Origin of the sequence: Acinetobacter sp. FDAARGOS_515 (assembly GCF_003938865.1) — a bacterium.
Classification (GTDB): domain Bacteria; phylum Pseudomonadota; class Gammaproteobacteria; order Pseudomonadales; family Moraxellaceae; genus Acinetobacter; species Acinetobacter ursingii.
In genome coordinates, this window is sequence record NZ_RKIX01000001.1 from 77610 (window position 1) to 94627 (window position 17018).

At 37.6% G+C, this 17018-nt stretch carries 5 protein-coding genes; all 5 read left to right on the forward strand.

The features are described from left to right. Positions 1 to 188: 188 nt before the first annotated feature. The 5 genes from EGS47_RS00410 to EGS47_RS00430 all read left to right on the forward strand — a co-directional run bounded on the left by EGS47_RS00410 (position 189) and on the right by EGS47_RS00430 (position 17017). Complete coding sequence (locus tag EGS47_RS00410; protein ID WP_125269076.1) at positions 189 to 7475, forward strand: LPD1 domain-containing protein; 7287 nt, start codon at positions 189 to 191, stop codon at positions 7473 to 7475. A 287-nt stretch (positions 7476 to 7762) separates the two neighbouring features. Beyond that, positions 7763 to 14989, forward strand: coding sequence for an LPD1 domain-containing protein (locus tag EGS47_RS00415; RefSeq protein ID WP_228711776.1), 7227 nt, complete (start codon positions 7763 to 7765; stop codon positions 14987 to 14989). A 9-nt stretch (positions 14990 to 14998) separates the two neighbouring features. Next, positions 14999 to 15430, forward strand: coding sequence for a hypothetical protein (locus EGS47_RS00420; RefSeq protein WP_005005806.1), 432 nt, complete (start codon positions 14999 to 15001; stop codon positions 15428 to 15430). 272 nt (positions 15431 to 15702) lie between these two features. Further along, positions 15703 to 16275, forward strand: coding sequence for a hypothetical protein (locus tag EGS47_RS00425; RefSeq protein WP_077170154.1), 573 nt, complete (start codon positions 15703 to 15705; stop codon positions 16273 to 16275). Continuing rightward, positions 16229 to 17017 (forward strand): hypothetical protein, encoded by a 789-nt coding sequence (locus EGS47_RS00430; RefSeq protein WP_077170153.1) that lies wholly within the window; start codon positions 16229 to 16231, stop codon positions 17015 to 17017. Before EGS47_RS00425 ends, EGS47_RS00430 begins: the two co-directional genes overlap by 47 nt. Position 17018: the final 1 nt, after the last annotated feature.

Genomic DNA, 17018 nt, shown 5'->3' on the forward strand with positions numbered 1-17018 from the left:
CTGATAATGAAAAAAACTTAAAAAATAGGGATGGTTTTAAGCCATCTCTTTTTTTTGTTTAAAACCCTTTTAGATAGTTTCTTTATATAAATTCTCTTATAATCTTTAGTATATACCGCTCAAAAGTAACCGATGGTGCTTTGATATTTTAATTAAAAGATGCTTATACATATTGCCATGGAGTTTATATGTCAACTAAAAAGAAATGGTTGGATCTGAGTAGCTTTGGCGCTCAACTTGTAGTAACCCCTAAAACTGATTCAAGAAACCAAGCAGCCATTATTAAGATTAAAGATGTTGAGCTTTTAGAGAAAAAGTTGAACACATCCTTAAACAGCTTCTTAACTGGTTTAAAACAGACTGGAAAGTTTGTTTATATCACCAATGAGCAAAATAACGACCTTAGTTTTATGTATAAGAGTTCGCAAGATAGTCTCTCTCTTGCTGACATAAAATCTGTTTTTCCTTACGACTCTAAAAATGACCTCATTGAAATGGATATGTCAGATATATATCTGCAAAACCCAATGAGTAGTGCTGAAAAAAACCAGTGGCAATCCCTATTTGAACTCAATAATCAAAAGTCCGTTGTGCTTTACCAAGCAAAACAGCAAAAACCGTTTGCCCAAAATACAACCATTATGGGTGCGGTTAAACAATTCAATAAAGCAGATTTAGGCTGGAATAAGCTACCGACATTACTGCAGTCAGTAGATCCATTGCCGTTGGCTGATTTAGACAATTACGGGTACCAAGCAGATAAAACACTGACTCGTTATTATGTTGATAAAGAAGCAGCGCTAAATGCTGGACTCATAGAAGATACGATAGAGCCTATTGAACTAAGCAAACAGCTAGTGATTTCGGTTAATTCAGGCGGTGAAGTACTTGCCCTAAAAGATATTACGCAAATCCCTGAGCTGACCAATTATAAAATATCTTCACATCCAGCATGGCCAGCGTATAACAGCTTACCGAAGCAATTTATTGATATTCGAGAGCTGAATAAGGGACTGAATACGAGCATTGATCCAATTGTGAATGCGCTTAGATCGGATGATCATGCCGTTAATCACCAAGGATTGATCAAGCTTCAAACCTTAGTCACGAAAATCAATGACTGTTTGTATTCATACGAAGAAAACAGCATCCCGTCAGCATTGGCACCATTTGGTATAGAAACAACTGCGTTACAGCTGGTGGACAATGATTGGAAAGTTTGGGAATACAACAACCAAACTTTAGATGTAGAAGAATTCGACCTTACCGATAAGATTAAGGACCTGATCCAAAGCGTTCAAAATAATATTAATAATTTAAGAACATTTGATCCCTACTCAATTGGTGATAGCAGTTTTGATCGTGAATTAATTTATGAAAGTTTGGATGACATCGGTACAAGTTTAGAAAGCTTGGATCTCAATCAAATTAAGCAAACCATACCGCCTGAACCTAAGGTTCCAGTAAAACGTTTGTTCAATCGAATTGATCACTTTTTTAGACACACCAAGTTTAAGCCGAACATTCCGGAACCAGTCATTAAGGACTCTTTGACTAAACTCGCTTTAATGCGAAAAATTAAGCAAGAATACCTACAAAAAATTGCAAAGCTCAAAGAAGAACGTCAAGCCATTGTTGAAGCAAAAGCAACACATACCATCAGTGAGCGTATTGAAAAAGCGGTTGCGATTCAAGTCGCTGTTGCTACTGAAAATGCGTATGTTTTGGATCAGCAAGCCTATGAAGATCAAGCTTATGAAATGGAATTGGCATTAAGTCAGTTAAACATCGCTTCTACGCGTCTGAACAATCTTTATGATAGTTTTTTTGATTCAGTGATAGACCGTGAAGAATACGGCACGGATCTGGATAACTTCCTACAAAGCGTTGTCACCGATGATGAATTGCAAGATGAAATGCAACGTCTATTGGATGAAGCGAACGAGTTTGAAGCTACTCACACCTCAAATGACATTGACATTTATCATTTCAACGTTGATCTAGGTGAAGAACCTAACGGGCTTTGGAATGAAGCTGTTAACCAGTTTGATGTGGTTCATTATTATGATGAACAAGATCAAGAGTTATCTGCAGTCGAAAAGTTTGAATATTCTATTTTGGGATATTCACCATCTCAAGAATCTGCAATGCCAGATTTTAACGATATGGTGTTCTCGAATGCTGTATCAGTGCTGGATAACAGTATTGAGGACATGATTGCGACCAGTGCTGAAAATGTAGGTAAAAACTACTTTTCATTTCATCAGCAAATGCCTCGTATTCTTCAACAACTGCATAGTATTAATAGCCAATTTACGGCGCTTGGTGATGGTGATGCCCATAGCATTGCATCACAATATTTATCGGATGAAAGCTTAGAGCGATTCTATAACCTGTTAGAACAGGACGGTAACTACAAGGGTTTTAATAAGCGCATCGATGTGGCTCATGTGCTTTCTGAGCTGAGTAGCAATATTGGCAACAATCCTGACTCCCCTATCCTTAACCGATTACCTGATATTAGGTCGCAACTCAATCATGCGATAAATGAGGAATTACGTGTACGCACGAATCCTGGTAATGCACTGGCCAACGCGATTGTTTTTGCTGCGACCAATGAAGTTTTGTCTTTAAAAGAAACACTCGAAAAAGATGAAATCTATGTGGTAGACAGCTTTCAAAACTATCTGCCTAAGGTGATACATAAAGACCACTTCAACTCAAATACACAAGAACAGCTTTTTGCCTTAAATAAAAAGGTCGCGGTAAGTATGGCGTATAAGCGCTATCTACAAGACTTTTATCAAAATGCCGTGGGTGAAGAGTCTAAATCTGAAGCGGTTACTGCCATTATTAATAATGAGCACAAGCATATTTTGATGGCACTAGGTTATCTAACACCGACCTACAATGAAGTCACGGCGCCAAAAGACTCGAAAATTGAAAATGTCGTCACGTTGACTGAAGAAGCGGTAAAAACCTACCTAGCTGAAGGTAACGCTTTGATGGTTGAGCCTGAAGTTAGCGCACGTTCTTTGGCGGTGTATAGCAGTACGATAGCATCTGATCAGAACTTCATTCGCTTACTGCCGATGGATCTAGGTCAAAAGGTTAGTTCATTACAAAAGCAAAAAACCATTATGATTAATGGTGCTTCTTCGTTTGAACATATCCTGAGCTCTAATCCGATCAGCAAAAACAAGCTGACCTATGATGACCTTAAGAATGTAATTCTTAATCGTATTTTGACCAAGGAAGCGGTACCGAAATATGAAAAAGGCTTAAAGCTTGATATTGAAGTTAAGAATGTCTATGAGCATGCATCAAGTTTCTTGCCACTTGAGAAGACCGATGTTAACAGTAAAAATGACTTTGGCAATCTCTTTAAACATGGGCTTGTGCTTGAAGCATTACAATCGACTCCAGACTCACTCACGAATGGATTTAACCTCAACCGTGATTTAATCAATTCTGCCCTACTGCAGTCATTTGAAAATCGTTCTATTGAAGAATGGACGGCACTAAAAAATAAATCCCTCGAGACAAAAACGGGATCTCTTTTAAGCATTATCACCAATCCAGAACGTATCAAAGAGTTTGAGTTTCCTGAGATAAATCTTTATCTCACGGTTTCACCAGCTGATGAACAAAAGCACGGTGCGATTAACTTATATTTCAGCGGTGAACAGATTCCGTCTACCGATCGCTTAATCGTTAAATCAAGTCTGAATGACTTAGCTGCAGACGATAAGGCGCTGTTTAAAGCTTTGACGCTTAGCAATGATTCAGTTTTAAGTACGCAAGAGCAAATGCAGTACTTGATCGACTCATTAGAAAAACGCTATCAGATCTTCCAGTCGATCGAAAACCTACACCTAAAAGAAAAGGTATTGTTTAACCCTGAGTTGGACGATTACAAGGCATTAACTTTGCGTGATGCCGATAATCAATACATCGATCCAACGGCGAAACAAGATCTAATCGATTTTGTGAAAAGCAATGATGTGATGACCAATGTTGATTTGATGAACGTCTTTACCGACTACATCAATCAAAAAGAAATGGATCAAGCGTTTGAAAACGGCTCCAAAATTATTGTGGCCAATGACGGTGCTGATTTAGTGATTTCTGTCATTGATAAAGACACACCAGTTTTACAGCATGATCAATTACGGGTTTTTGATAATGTTGAGCAGTTTGCTAAATTCAACGAGCGTGGTGGATTGTTTAAAGACTTCCAGTTAAACGGGATAAAAGCGCATCTTGTGGACCAAGTATTAAATGATCTTGGGCTACGTGAAAACATACTGCAGACAATCAAGGTGCCATTATCACCAGGTTTTGAAAATATTGATGTTAAAGGCCTTAATGAGATTGTGGCTGTTAATATTTCAACATTGGTCAATAAAATTGATTTTACCTTTGGTGAAAAGCTACTTGAATCTAAAGACCGGTTCGATCTCGCGATTAAAGTTGCCGATGATCAATCTCCGTTAAAACTGGCCATTGTGAATAATGCCGAACATCAGCAATTTGTTGATCAAGGCTATAAAATTCTTCCTACGCCAAAGCACCCGAACTCTAAGAACTTCTTAATTACTGATTTTGCAAAATCATTCAAAAAAGCAGAATTATTTAAGTCTCGCGATCAAGTATATAAACCTGAACATATGGTTCAAAGCGCACCTGTTGTAGAAGTTGCCCAAGAACCATTGGTTGAAGAACCGATCGTAACTGAACCTGAAGTTCAAAAGCCTACTGAACCAGAAGTACAGGAAGCAACGGTAGAAGTTGTAGAGCCGACTGAGCCAGTTGCTCCAGAGCAAACATCACTGTTTGAGTCTGAGGGTAAGCCTGAAGCTGAAGCACCAAAAGAGCCAAAAACAACCAAACCGAAAGCCACTGAGCCACGTTCTGAAGTTGGACTTATTGAAGATACGGGTATGAAAATGCCTGGTGCGAAAAAGGATCTGTATGGTCCACGTTTATCGCTCAGTCAGATTCAAGATATGTCGCTTTTGCAAGTCAAAAACCTAATTACGCGTGACAAAATTTGGAAAAAGGAATCGGTTTTACAAGCAAAAGAAGCTGGTCGAGATATTTACATTCACTTGCTGACTGACGCTGTACGCAAGATGACGAATGATCAGCCACGTTATCCGCTTGAAAATGCCACTGAAGAACAGTTTAAAAAAGTAGGTGCTGGATACTATGACGCTGTTTTAAGTATGCGTGATGCATTAATGGAAGCAAAAACAGTTCGTGAATTTATTCCTAATGCATGTGATTTATACGTTCGTTTGAATGAAGACAAAGATCTGTTCACGGCGTTTAAATCATTAGATCGGTCATTATTTTCATTGGTAGAAAGCTATGCTGAATATGCTGCCACTGACATGATTATTAGTTCTGAATTGGCGAAAACCGATAGTACTGAAGCACGTAAAACGCTCACTGAAGCACTTCATCATTTACGGAAAGAGTTACCGCCAGTTAAAGGCACCTACTCTATCTATAAAAAAATACGTAGTGCGATTGATGCCAAACCGTTCCAAGACAAAGTAAAAGCGACTGTTACTTTTAGAAGTGGCAACATTATAGATTCGAGTACGCTATTTAGCAGATCTGATGCTGGTCTATCTGAACAGGTAATGGATCTGTTAACTGCTAAAAAAACCAAAGACGCAACTGCAGAGAATGATGATACTCAAGAAGTCTCGTTATCTGAAAAGAATGTATCGCACATTGTAGATGACACGGCGAGTACCTTAGATGCCCTATTCAAAGAGTATGCTAAGCCTCGTACTATGCGTAAGGCATTCAAGCTCAGTGATGTGGTTGTGACGGAAAACATTGCTTCACGTAATGGCCAAGATGTTACAGCACATACCTTGCAAGCGACCTTTGGATTTAAAGCCGTAGAGTTTGGCGAGTACTTGAACCAGAGCGATCGTCAAATCGCGTTAAATAACGCATATGACGGTTGTTTCGCTCTTGCTAAGGCACTTGATATAGATCCGAAATTTGTTGGCTTTAACGGTATGTTGGGTGTTGCTTTTGGTTCGCGTGGACGTTCCGCTGCGATGGCACATTACGAGCCATCTAACCGTGTGATTAACTTAACCAAGAATTCAGGTTTTGGCTCGTTTGGTCATGAATTTTTCCATGCCTATGACCATCTCATTTTTAGTGCGATGACACGCAATCAACCAAAAATGATGATGGAAAACGTACAGCCTTATCTAACTCGTTTTGCAGAATTGAATAACATTAAGTCTGAGAAGTATGCCAACATTAACCAAGATTTGTTGCAAGCTGCAGCCAAAGTAAATCAAGCGATGTATTACTTGCCAATGAAAAAGGATGACTCGATAGAAGTACTTCGCACGAGTCTTGAGAATCAAGTCAAGTTTTATGAAACCAGCATCAAAACGATTTTGGATAAAACATTGATAGATCAACCTGACATTGTTGATTTGTTTACGCCAGATAGAGACAGCATAAAAGAGAAAATTAATACGTTTATTGCGGAACGTGGCAAGTTGCATACTGAACTATCTTCATTGATTAACTTCGCTAATCGTCATGAAGATCCTGAACTTTTCCAAAAAGACGCTATACAGCATAGACGTTATATGCACGTTGCCCAAGGCTTGCATAAGTTCTTGTCTGAAAATGAGTATCCAATCCCACGGACTGAGCTCAACAAATATATCACGCAATCTCGTTCTGAAATTGATCATGATCGTGTCTTTGCAGCGCAAGTACTTGGTGCAGCGAACAGTACAGTCTTTAGATCAGTTGTATTCCGTGATTATCGACAAATGTTGCGTAGTCAGTTTGCGATATGTGCACTCGACTTCATCAAAGAAAACAGCCCTAAACCATTGTCAGATGAACACTTAAAGTTAATTTCTTTAAGCTTACAGACGAACGATCGCTTAACATCAGCTAATCAATCTCAGCTAAAAACTGATTTCTACAAAAATGCGATGGTATTAGAGGGCTTAACAAGTGCTAAGAAGCCGTATTGGACGACCGCACATGAAATGTTTGCCCGTAGTGGTGAGCAGTACTTACAAGTGACCTTAGCAGAAATGAACTTGCGTAATGATTGGCTTGTTTACCCTTGTCCTGAAGGTGGTTCATCTTCTGTAACTCAACCGCATGGTATAGAAAAAGATGCAATCATGAAGGAGATTCGCGAATTTACGGTGAAAGGCCTGGACTATATTCAGGAAAATATTGCTGAACTGCGTTTTGCTGATCATCAGCAGTATGTCAGAAATGCAATGCACTTCTTCCAACCGGGTACAGATCAACATGAGAACCTAGTTAAATGGAATGAAGTCATTAATGAGATGTCACAAGCTGAATACGATGAATATTGGACTAAGCTCATGACCAACATTGAAGTACAAGCAGATCCAGAATTAAGCAAACAAAAGAATAGCGATCCTGAATTGGCACTATAAGCAATTTTGAGATCTTGGATGCTATCCCCTGTGGGTGGCATCTTTTTTTATACGGTGGCATTTTTATTTATAAAAAAAGAAAGAATAGTGCACGGTTTTAGATGGTTTTATTAAAAATGATAGGTATTTAAACAGTGCTATTTACTCGGTATATACTATTTTAAAGAATAACGCTTAAACCCTCCCTCAAAGTTAATTTTTTAGTTTAATATAAGCACATATAAGTACTCGTAAGAGTCGTTTTAAAGTCTTGGATCATGCTATGTGACCAAGTAGGAGACTATAAAGTGAATGAAGTTAAATGGCCTAATTTAACTGGTCTTGGTGCGCGTCTTGTAGTATCGCCAGCCAACAATTTTCGCCCAAAAACGGCGATGCTTGTTGTTAATGAATTTGAGCAATTCAAAAAATCTATTGAACAAAACAGTTCTAAGCAATTTGAACAAGTGTTAATGGATGCCCATTTTTATGAAGTGCAAAATGATGATGGTATTCATGCGTACTACTATAAAAACCCGGCAAAGTCTGGTATCGATCTAAACGATCTTCAGAAGGTCTTTCCAGCGTTTACCAACGATATGAAAGTACCGACTAAGCAAGAAGATATTTATCTCACCAATCTACCGTTTAAAAAGAACATTCCGAACTGGAAAAGTTACTTCGCATCAGCGACCGAACGCCTTTCCGCTTTCCCTGAAGTGTATGTCAGCAAGCTAAACAATGGATCTAATATCCTTGATACGCTGAAAACCAGTCTTCAGGAATCGAACAAATCCTACTTGGCTCAATTTCAGTCTTCAAAAATTCCTTTTAATCGTCTTCAAGATTATGGCTATGAAAATATCTTCTCTAAAGTCTATCTAGATGAAGAATCGGCGATGGCCAGTGGCGAAAGTCCAGATAAACTAGCCAAAATTAAGTTGTCTCCATTTGCAGTACCCGTCAATTACGAAAAAGATGGTTCGTTACTGATTATTGATGACTTGCGCCATATTCCTGAAATCTTTGCTCATGATCCGTATGAAGCATTGGGGTTAAATGACAATATTAACCTGGTGCATTTTGCTCATGAATACGAGTCCACTTTTAATCAGCTGATTGAGCATGGCCGTGGCAACAGAATGTTTAACATGAGCTTTAAAGATGTTGATGCTTATGTACAAAAATTAGCTTCTGATCTTGTTGTGATAGACCGTGTGTTTAATCAACAGCAATTGCCGTATCCAAAGCTATTAGAATCAGCTAAACAAGGTATTCCAGCTTTTTATAAAGATGAACACGGCACATGGATGGCGTCTAAACAAGGTATTGAAACACGCCTTGTAGATAAGATGGTGTATGACGCTGCCATGCTTCGCCATGATGTCTTACAACAAATGGTACGCCAGATGCCAACAGGTAAAGTTTTCTTTGCCGATCTGAGCCAAGAGTTCTCTGAATTCTCTGTAAACATCGTTCCTAAGTTTAATGCGTTCTATGATCACCAATCTGCTGAAATCAAACAGCGTAAACTAGAAGAACAACTCAATGAATCAAATGTTAACGAGATCTTGAATGATCTTGATGTTAATTTTGAGGCAACTGAGAAGGCATCTATTACTGAGTCTGATCTACTCAACATTGCAAATGACCTCCCTACTCCAGAAATTGATGATGTTGCCGTACTTAAAGAGCTCTTAAAGTTTCCTGAAGAATTATTGGATGCAAGAGGCAATGACAAGGTGCGTGATTTCGCGCCGTCTATGCTTGAAATTAGACAGATCTTGGATGTCTATGTCATTCCTAAGGCTACCGAACAAGCTCAACAAATTGAGAAGCAATATAGTGATTATCTAAATCAGAAATATGCTGAAATTCAAGATGTCGTGCGCTCAGCTACACAAACAAAAAGCTTCAGCGTAGATGATATTCAAGCGATCTCTGACGAAATCGACACACACAATGTTGAGATCTCAAAACAGTACAATGAAGTTAAAAAAGTCTTATGGCAAAGTGAAACTTTGGTATCTGGCATTACGTCTGCAACAAATACCTTTTTGTTTAATAAAAACAGCTTCTACTACGCTAAAGATGAAAACGGCAAATTTGTAGGTTTTGAATCTGAAGTAGAAAGTAATCAACACAAAGCGGATCTGTTCAAATTACTATCTAAGCAATTCGACAATCAATTGGTTTCAATTAACACGCCTGAGCTTCAGGAATTTGTGAATAATGAAACTGCAGTTAATATGTTGATGTCACGCACGAACAATTATGTTGAGCAAAATATCAATGATTTTGTTGCTGGTGATTTTTCTGCGCCGTTAGAGCTAGAGCAAGATGCACAGCGTTTAGAGTTAAGCGATCTGTGCACGGCTGATCTTGCTAATAACGATAAATTAGCTTCAGCGTATTTTGAAGAGTTTACTCGGCTTCTTGATGAATCAAACTTTGATGAAGCATTTTTAAAACAATCTCTATCACAAACTAAAAGTGCGTCATTCTTAAAGAACGGTGTAAATGAGATTTTATTCCGTAATTTATTGGTGCCAAATGCAAGTGAAAACTTTAATCGTAAGACTAAATCTGATTCTGTTCCTGAGGATATTTTTGCTAAAACTTCATCACATACAGATGGGTTTAGTCTGGACCGTCAGTTCAATCGCTTTGTTGAAGTTCAAAGCTTCCAAAAGGCATTAACAGCCAAATATCCGCAACAAGACTGGTCATTTATCACAAAGGATGACCGTGGCGAAAACATCAAGTCGATTGCTGAAGATATGCAGTCTGACATCGAAGAAGACTGCAAAGATGCAAAGGATTTGTTGTCGAGTATCGAACGTCAGTTTTATTCTAAAAATTCGACCTTATTTGTCTCGAACATGGATCTCGCTGCAGATGAAATCTATGTTCAGATTAAACCAACGGGTGACATTGACGATTTAAAAGTTAAAACCGTTAAATCAAATGAATTTGATGAAAACAAACATTATTCATTGTCTACCGATGCCTACAAAGCAACAAATCAAGCGTATGCGAACATTGCCAAGTATTTTGTTGAGAAAACCCTATATCTAGAAGATGGCGATTATGACAAGGCACAAAAAATAGCTGCCTTAGTGATTGCTGGTGAAGATAAAGAGCTCAAACAAGAAACTAAGAAAGTCTTTGGTGTAGAGCTGACTGCAGATGACTTAAAGCAAGTCCAAAGCATGCAGTTAGAAGATGGTAAGCTCCAGTTAAACAAAACTGCCCTACCGAACCACAACTACAACAACATTCAGCTATTCAACTATCTGAACCTGATTGATATTAATCAGCGTACAGTTTTTGGCAAATTTGATGTTGAAGTACAAAAAGAATTTGAGGTGATTAAGGATCTTCTCAAACCTAATGTAGCTTTTCAGAATAACGTTAAATATTTTTCGCTATCAGCTGAAGAAGAGAACGTACAGTTCAATAGTGAATCTGAATACTTTAACACTCAGCTAGAAAATGCTGTAAAGCACTATGAAGATCACCACGGCGCAATCAAGATCCCTGATCATGATTTGTTTATCACCGTGTTTCAAAAGAATGATCTTCAGTATATACGCCTCTACAATCATAAAGACAAAAATGCGCCGTTTATTGGGCATTCAGTTTCCCTAGATGCCAATATGCATAAGGCTACTGGCTTTAATGATAGAGATGCGGTTAAAACGTCTGCGAATGCTTTGTTTAAGTTATCGACTTCACGCAACAGCATGACGTTTATGCCTCCAGCTAAGTTCACTTTTGAAAAATATTACGAGTCAGATCTCAACTTCTTCAAAGCTAAAGACAGTCAGCAAACTTTAATCAATAAAGTGTTTACGTCTTTACCAAACAAGATGTTCCAGTACATTTCTGATCATCCTTCTAATTTCAACTCTAAATTAGATTTCATCAGCAATCTTAATTCTGCAACATACGAAAAGTTTGAGGATCTTAGCTACGATAAAAAACCGAATGAAGTCACTGAGCTTCTGAGCAACATCTCTCCAGCGTACACCTATGTTATCGCTCATGTAGATGGCCAGACAGCAATCATGCCTAAAAACTTAACCAAAGTTTTTGATGTTCAGGCATTTGAAGAAGTTCATCCGTTTGATTTGGTGAACTCTAAACTTCAGAAAAGCGATCTTAAAGAACTTTTTAGCAATGGTATCAATGGTGAACCTGATCCATTCATTAATAAGCTCAAATTTAGTGTTGTATTAAACCGTGTAGGCAATCCAGAACTTGAGGATATTCAGCCTAGATTTATGTTAGAGCAGATCGCCGTGAATGAGGCGTTTGCAGAAAAATATAAAACCTTAACCGCTTTAAATGAAGTCAATGCCGTCATGCTTGAGCATGTCAAAGCATTACAAGATACGGTTAAACAGGCTTATGCTGAGCATTTTGTAGGTTCCAACCCTAAAGTTCACCAATACAAGTTGCTAAACAAATCATCTCAACAAGATGAAACACCGCAATTGTTTATGGTTGATACGGACTATGAGCCTCAATTGACTGCCGTGCTTCTTCGTATACCGTCTCATGACTATCAGTATCAATTGATTACTGGTTTTGATGATGTAGACCAGTTTAGTCACGAAATCTTAAATGCTATCGAATCTAAGGTTAATTTCGGTACCACTTTAGAGCAATTAGCACTTTCTAACTTGCCTGAAATTCAGATTAAACACAAAACTGACTTTGAGAATAAACAGTTAGCAAGTTTGCATTTCCAAACTTTGATTACGAATACGCTTGGTGCTCTATACGATCAAACTGCACACATAAAGCCGTATATCAAAACTGAAAATCACAAATTGTTTTTGGCCATCAAGCCATCGACCGACAATGAATATGCATCGGTTAAACTTTTTGGTGATAAAGGCGATATTCACGGTGATTACAAGTCTCTGTGCGTTTTTCCTGTTAAAAGTATGCGCTCAGTTGAAGATGTCTTACAACTTCAAAACCGTGTGTTTACTGACTTCACGTTTATCGATCAATTGGTACCAAAAGACAAATATGTGCCTGTTGATGTAAAGGTAGAGCCAAGTGACTCCCCGGCTACGTACTTAGGTGATGTAGGTGCCAAGTTTGGCGGTGCACATAAAGATCGCTACGGAGAATATATTTCATTGGAATATATTTCAGCGACATCAGCCGATCAAACAGCTACGGACTATCGAAAAGCAAAAATCGTTGCAAATAAAGAATTCCAAGCTTGGTACACCAATACGCCACTCGGTATTGATGACAAAATATTCGTAAAGGCAATGTATGACTACTGCCCAACTAAACCGTTATTCTCTAAAAATGCGTTGATGCTTGATAGCCAACGTGCGACAGAATTACGTGCGTATGTGGCTGTTGTTTCTAACATCAGAAATTTGATGGTAGATACTCAAGAAGAGTTGATTCATGCGGTAAGAAACAATAAAAGCTTATCTGCTGAAAGTCTTGGTATGACTGATCGCCAACGTAAAGACTATATCGGGCTTTATAGTAAAGGTACCAAGAACAACTACAAAAACTACTTCGAATTGCTTAGCAATTTGAATGATTACTACATTATGCCAGAACATACAGGCGGTATCAGTGTTCAGCTTGAGAAAATCATCGAAAAAACGATTGATAAAGAACTCAGTGAGATTCTATCAACAGGTAAGATCTTTGATTTTTACGGTAAGTCGAAAGTCACTAAAGATGTGAGCGATGCGATCAGCAACATGCAACGCACTGGCTTATATTCAACTGTGCTTGAACCATACGTTCTGAAAAGTGCGATTGAAAGTGGTTTAGTTAAAGCTGAATCTGCACCTATTTATGTTAAAGATCCTGTTGCACCAGTTATAGAAGCAACGACTGAAGCTGTGAATACACCTAAAGCACCACGTTTGCCGTCATTTACCAGTGAAGTGAAAAAACTTGAAAATGGCTTTGTGACTGAAAAAGTCCAATCAAGCATTTACGGATTGTTAAATTACTCTCGTACTGGTCCTGATCATCGCCAAGGTGCCGATGTGGATTCATTCAAGCTTAAAGATGACTTTTCTATCCGTGGTGTTGAAGTAGGCAATAAAGTTAGTCCTGTGGCTCAACAGTTGGTTAATGCCGTGTATGACTCATTGGCTGACTTAAAACAACTCATGGGCTTTAAATCAAACAATGGTTTATTGAACTTGGGTGTTGCTTTGGCTTCACGCGGAATTAAAGGATCTGCAGCGCATTTTGAGCTGTCTAAGAACGTGGTTAACTTGACTCGTGATAGCGGATCTGGAAGTTTGGCTCATGAGTATGGCCATGCGCTAGATGCACACTTGGGGATGTTGGAAAAAGCGGAAGTATATAAAAATCACGCTCAAATGAATCGTTCTGTACTTCAGGACTATTATGAAGACATCCCTAATTTTGAGATACCAGGTGCACGACACTTCTTATCAAATATGTTGGATGCTGGATACTCCCCTGTTACTGAGTCCGGTCGTGCTTTTGAAAAGTTACATCGTGCGATGATGAATGAGCCAGTTCAGCCAATGAAAAATTACGGTCAAGTACTTCATGAGAATGCTGAGACTGCAATCAAGGCGTACCACATTGTTGCTGATTCAATGCATGATGAAGTGATTAAGAATAAAGAGAATTATCCTAATTCTACGCGCAAAACTTTAAACAACTTCTTTGACTGGCACCAAAAGCACTATGAAGATCTCATTCGCCGTCAGTTTGAGAAAATTGAAGAGTACTTGAAGAAGTATGAGCGTGAATATAAAGCTGATAAAAACCTATCTTTCTTCAGTACGGTTCAAGACAAGGTGGATGTCATTGTCTCTAAAATTAACACTGACATTAATGCTATAAGCTTTAAGTCGTTTGAGCGCTATCAGCAAAAACTTAATGATATGCGCCAGCCAGAACATCATTTACCTACAACCGGTTTGGAAGAAAAAATTACAGGTGTTGCGACTGCAGCGAATGTGGATTTAAAAACACTATCGCAAAACCTATCTGAATACTTGATAGAGTCATCTAAATACAAGTTCTATAACCTGGTAGAGAAGTACATGCCTGAGGGTGTTAAAAATCCTCATACTCAAATGCAAAACTTCTTTGATAAGTCGCAAGACGTAGAAGTAAGCGTAGGTGATATTCGTTTTAGTGACAATCTATCGCGTTATAAAAAGGATTGTTTAAATATCGACAGTGCTGAAAATCGTGCAACGCCGTATTACGCGACCAGTACCGAAATGTTTGCCCGTTATTTTGAGACTTATTTGTACTCTAAAGTTTCAAATGAAAATGAAATGAAAAACTCATTTTTAATTGACGGCTACCCTACCGTACAACCTAAAGGTTTAGAGTTTGAGATCTGCAGAAACTTGACTGAACAATTAGTCGAAACTTGTGTGAATGAAATATTTGATCAAGATCTGCAAAACGAAAATACCCAAAAAATTATTGCTGAAGTTTCGATTGAAAAAGAAAATGAAGCTGACCAATTAAGACTTGAGATGTGAGATAACTAAATGCAATACGAAAATATTCATGAAGCAAAAACGCCACTTAAAAGCATGATTACTCGTAGTCATGCCTATATTCGCCTGTTGGTAGAAAAAAGTATGGCTGATGGTATTAAGTTTAAATATCACAACGGTAGACGTTTAACTCAAATTGATGATCCTGAGCGTGTTGTTTCTCAAATCTTCCCTTATTTTTTCCGTTTAGTTTTCTTGGAAATATCAACTTATTACGGTCAAACATTTGATGGTCTTAAGTTTCATTCTAAGAAACGTGCAACAGGAACATTGCAATTAGAGGTCAGTATTCTTGAAGACAAAATACCGAACCAATTAGAGTTTTTCACCTTTATTAGTTACGTTTTTAACTATGGGTTTTTAAAAAATCAATTCCATGAAGACTTAACCCTTTTAACCAAAGCAACAAAGTTTGCCAGTTAAAAGTTAGATCCATTTTAAATCTTAGATTTAGGTATATACTAAAAATAATTTTTAAATATTTAAACTTTCAATGTGGCTTTATAATCAAATAAAGCCATATTGATTTAGAAACAAGTTAGATATTTCTGAATTAAAAGTGTGGCGAAAGTATCAGTTTTATAAGTCAAACAGTCTGCAGTCTTTTAAGTAACTGTTATAACGAAATAGTCATAACTGAGTCGCTGTACATTTGATGTGTATGCCCTTTTATTAATCCCATTGGAGATGATCGAATGCAAAAACCATTGCATGAAAATCTTGAAAACTTTCTGCCTTACTTGAAAAGTGAACTCGCTGCCAAAGGTATTTTAAGTGCGTCACTCAAAACCATCTTTTTGAACTACATTGATCAGATCACAAAAGAGAATAGATTCGTCACCCATACCAATACGACCGATCGACAAATTGTATATATAGAACGTGGCGATGATGCATTGATGTTGCGCTTTAAATATTTTTTAGAAAATAATGAGTACTTAGAAGTTGAGTTAATCATCACGGATACTCATGTAAAGTTGGTTTATGCTGAATCACCAGAATTACACTTGCTTTATGATGATGAAACACCAATTTGCTTAGATGCTGGCCAGTTAATCAAGTGTACCAATGACTATGGCACATCACTTGCTACTTTAATTAGCGCCCTATTCCAATGTTTACTCAGTGATGATCCACAAAAAAATATCCAAGACGTACTTAATCAAACTAATCTTTTTGACAAAGTTTCAGATGAAAATGCCGAATTAAACAAGGGTTCACATGATTTCGATAACCGACAAAATCAAGCAAATATCTGGGTTTTCTGATTCAGATTCAGAAGTTGTTAAGGATAGTGTTTTATCCTTATCTACTGCTTTGTGGATCATGAATATACTCATGTCCACAAATTTTGTTATTGGTTTAACCAAGAGAGATCAGAAGCTTTTTGATAATGCCAAAGAAACACTGATTACTGAAATGAAGCGGTTAAATTACAATCTTAGCGATTATAAAGTACTCCCTGTTTCAAAAAAGAATGAACCGCTTTTGCTTCAAATTAAACTTGAACAAAAATCAGATCGGATCATAGATTTAGTCAATGCCAATTTAAAGGATTTATCCAAAGACGAGTCCATGGTTATTGAAGTTCTTTATGCAAATTTAATGAATAGTAATAGTGGTGTTTGCATCACTATAAGCGATATTCATGATAAAACAGCGCTTCAAGTCAGTGAGATTCTTACTGACATTTCAAAAGAATTAAAGGTATCTACTTTATCCGATGTTCTTGATATTTATGCACGACCAATTGAACATAATAATGCCAAGGTGAGATTTACCCTGGTGAACCCATGGGCATTATCAACCGATAGAAAAAAGACTCTTTGCATTGCTGCACCCATATTCAATGAATACAACAGTCCATTTAAATTAATTGCACTTCTTCAAAATATCATTTATCTAATTAATCAGAAGTGTACTAAAGAGACGGACCTTCTATTCGATTCCATTAACCTACCAAAATTTCAAAATAGACTTTTTGGCCAAAGCTTTTTTTATATTAATTAGG

Excerpts from the sequence above, each read along its gene's own strand:
- EGS47_RS00430 (WP_077170153.1), top strand. The coding sequence starts at position 16,229 with ATGATTTCGATAACCGACAAAATCAAGCAAATATCTGGGTTTTCTGAT.
- EGS47_RS00420 (WP_005005806.1), top strand. The coding sequence starts at position 14,999 with ATGCAATACGAAAATATTCATGAAGCAAAAACGCCACTTAAAAGCATG.
- EGS47_RS00425 (WP_077170154.1), top strand. The coding sequence starts at position 15,703 with ATGCAAAAACCATTGCATGAAAATCTTGAAAACTTTCTGCCTTACTTG.
- EGS47_RS00410 (WP_125269076.1), top strand. The coding sequence starts at position 189 with ATGTCAACTAAAAAGAAATGGTTGGATCTGAGTAGCTTTGGCGCTCAA.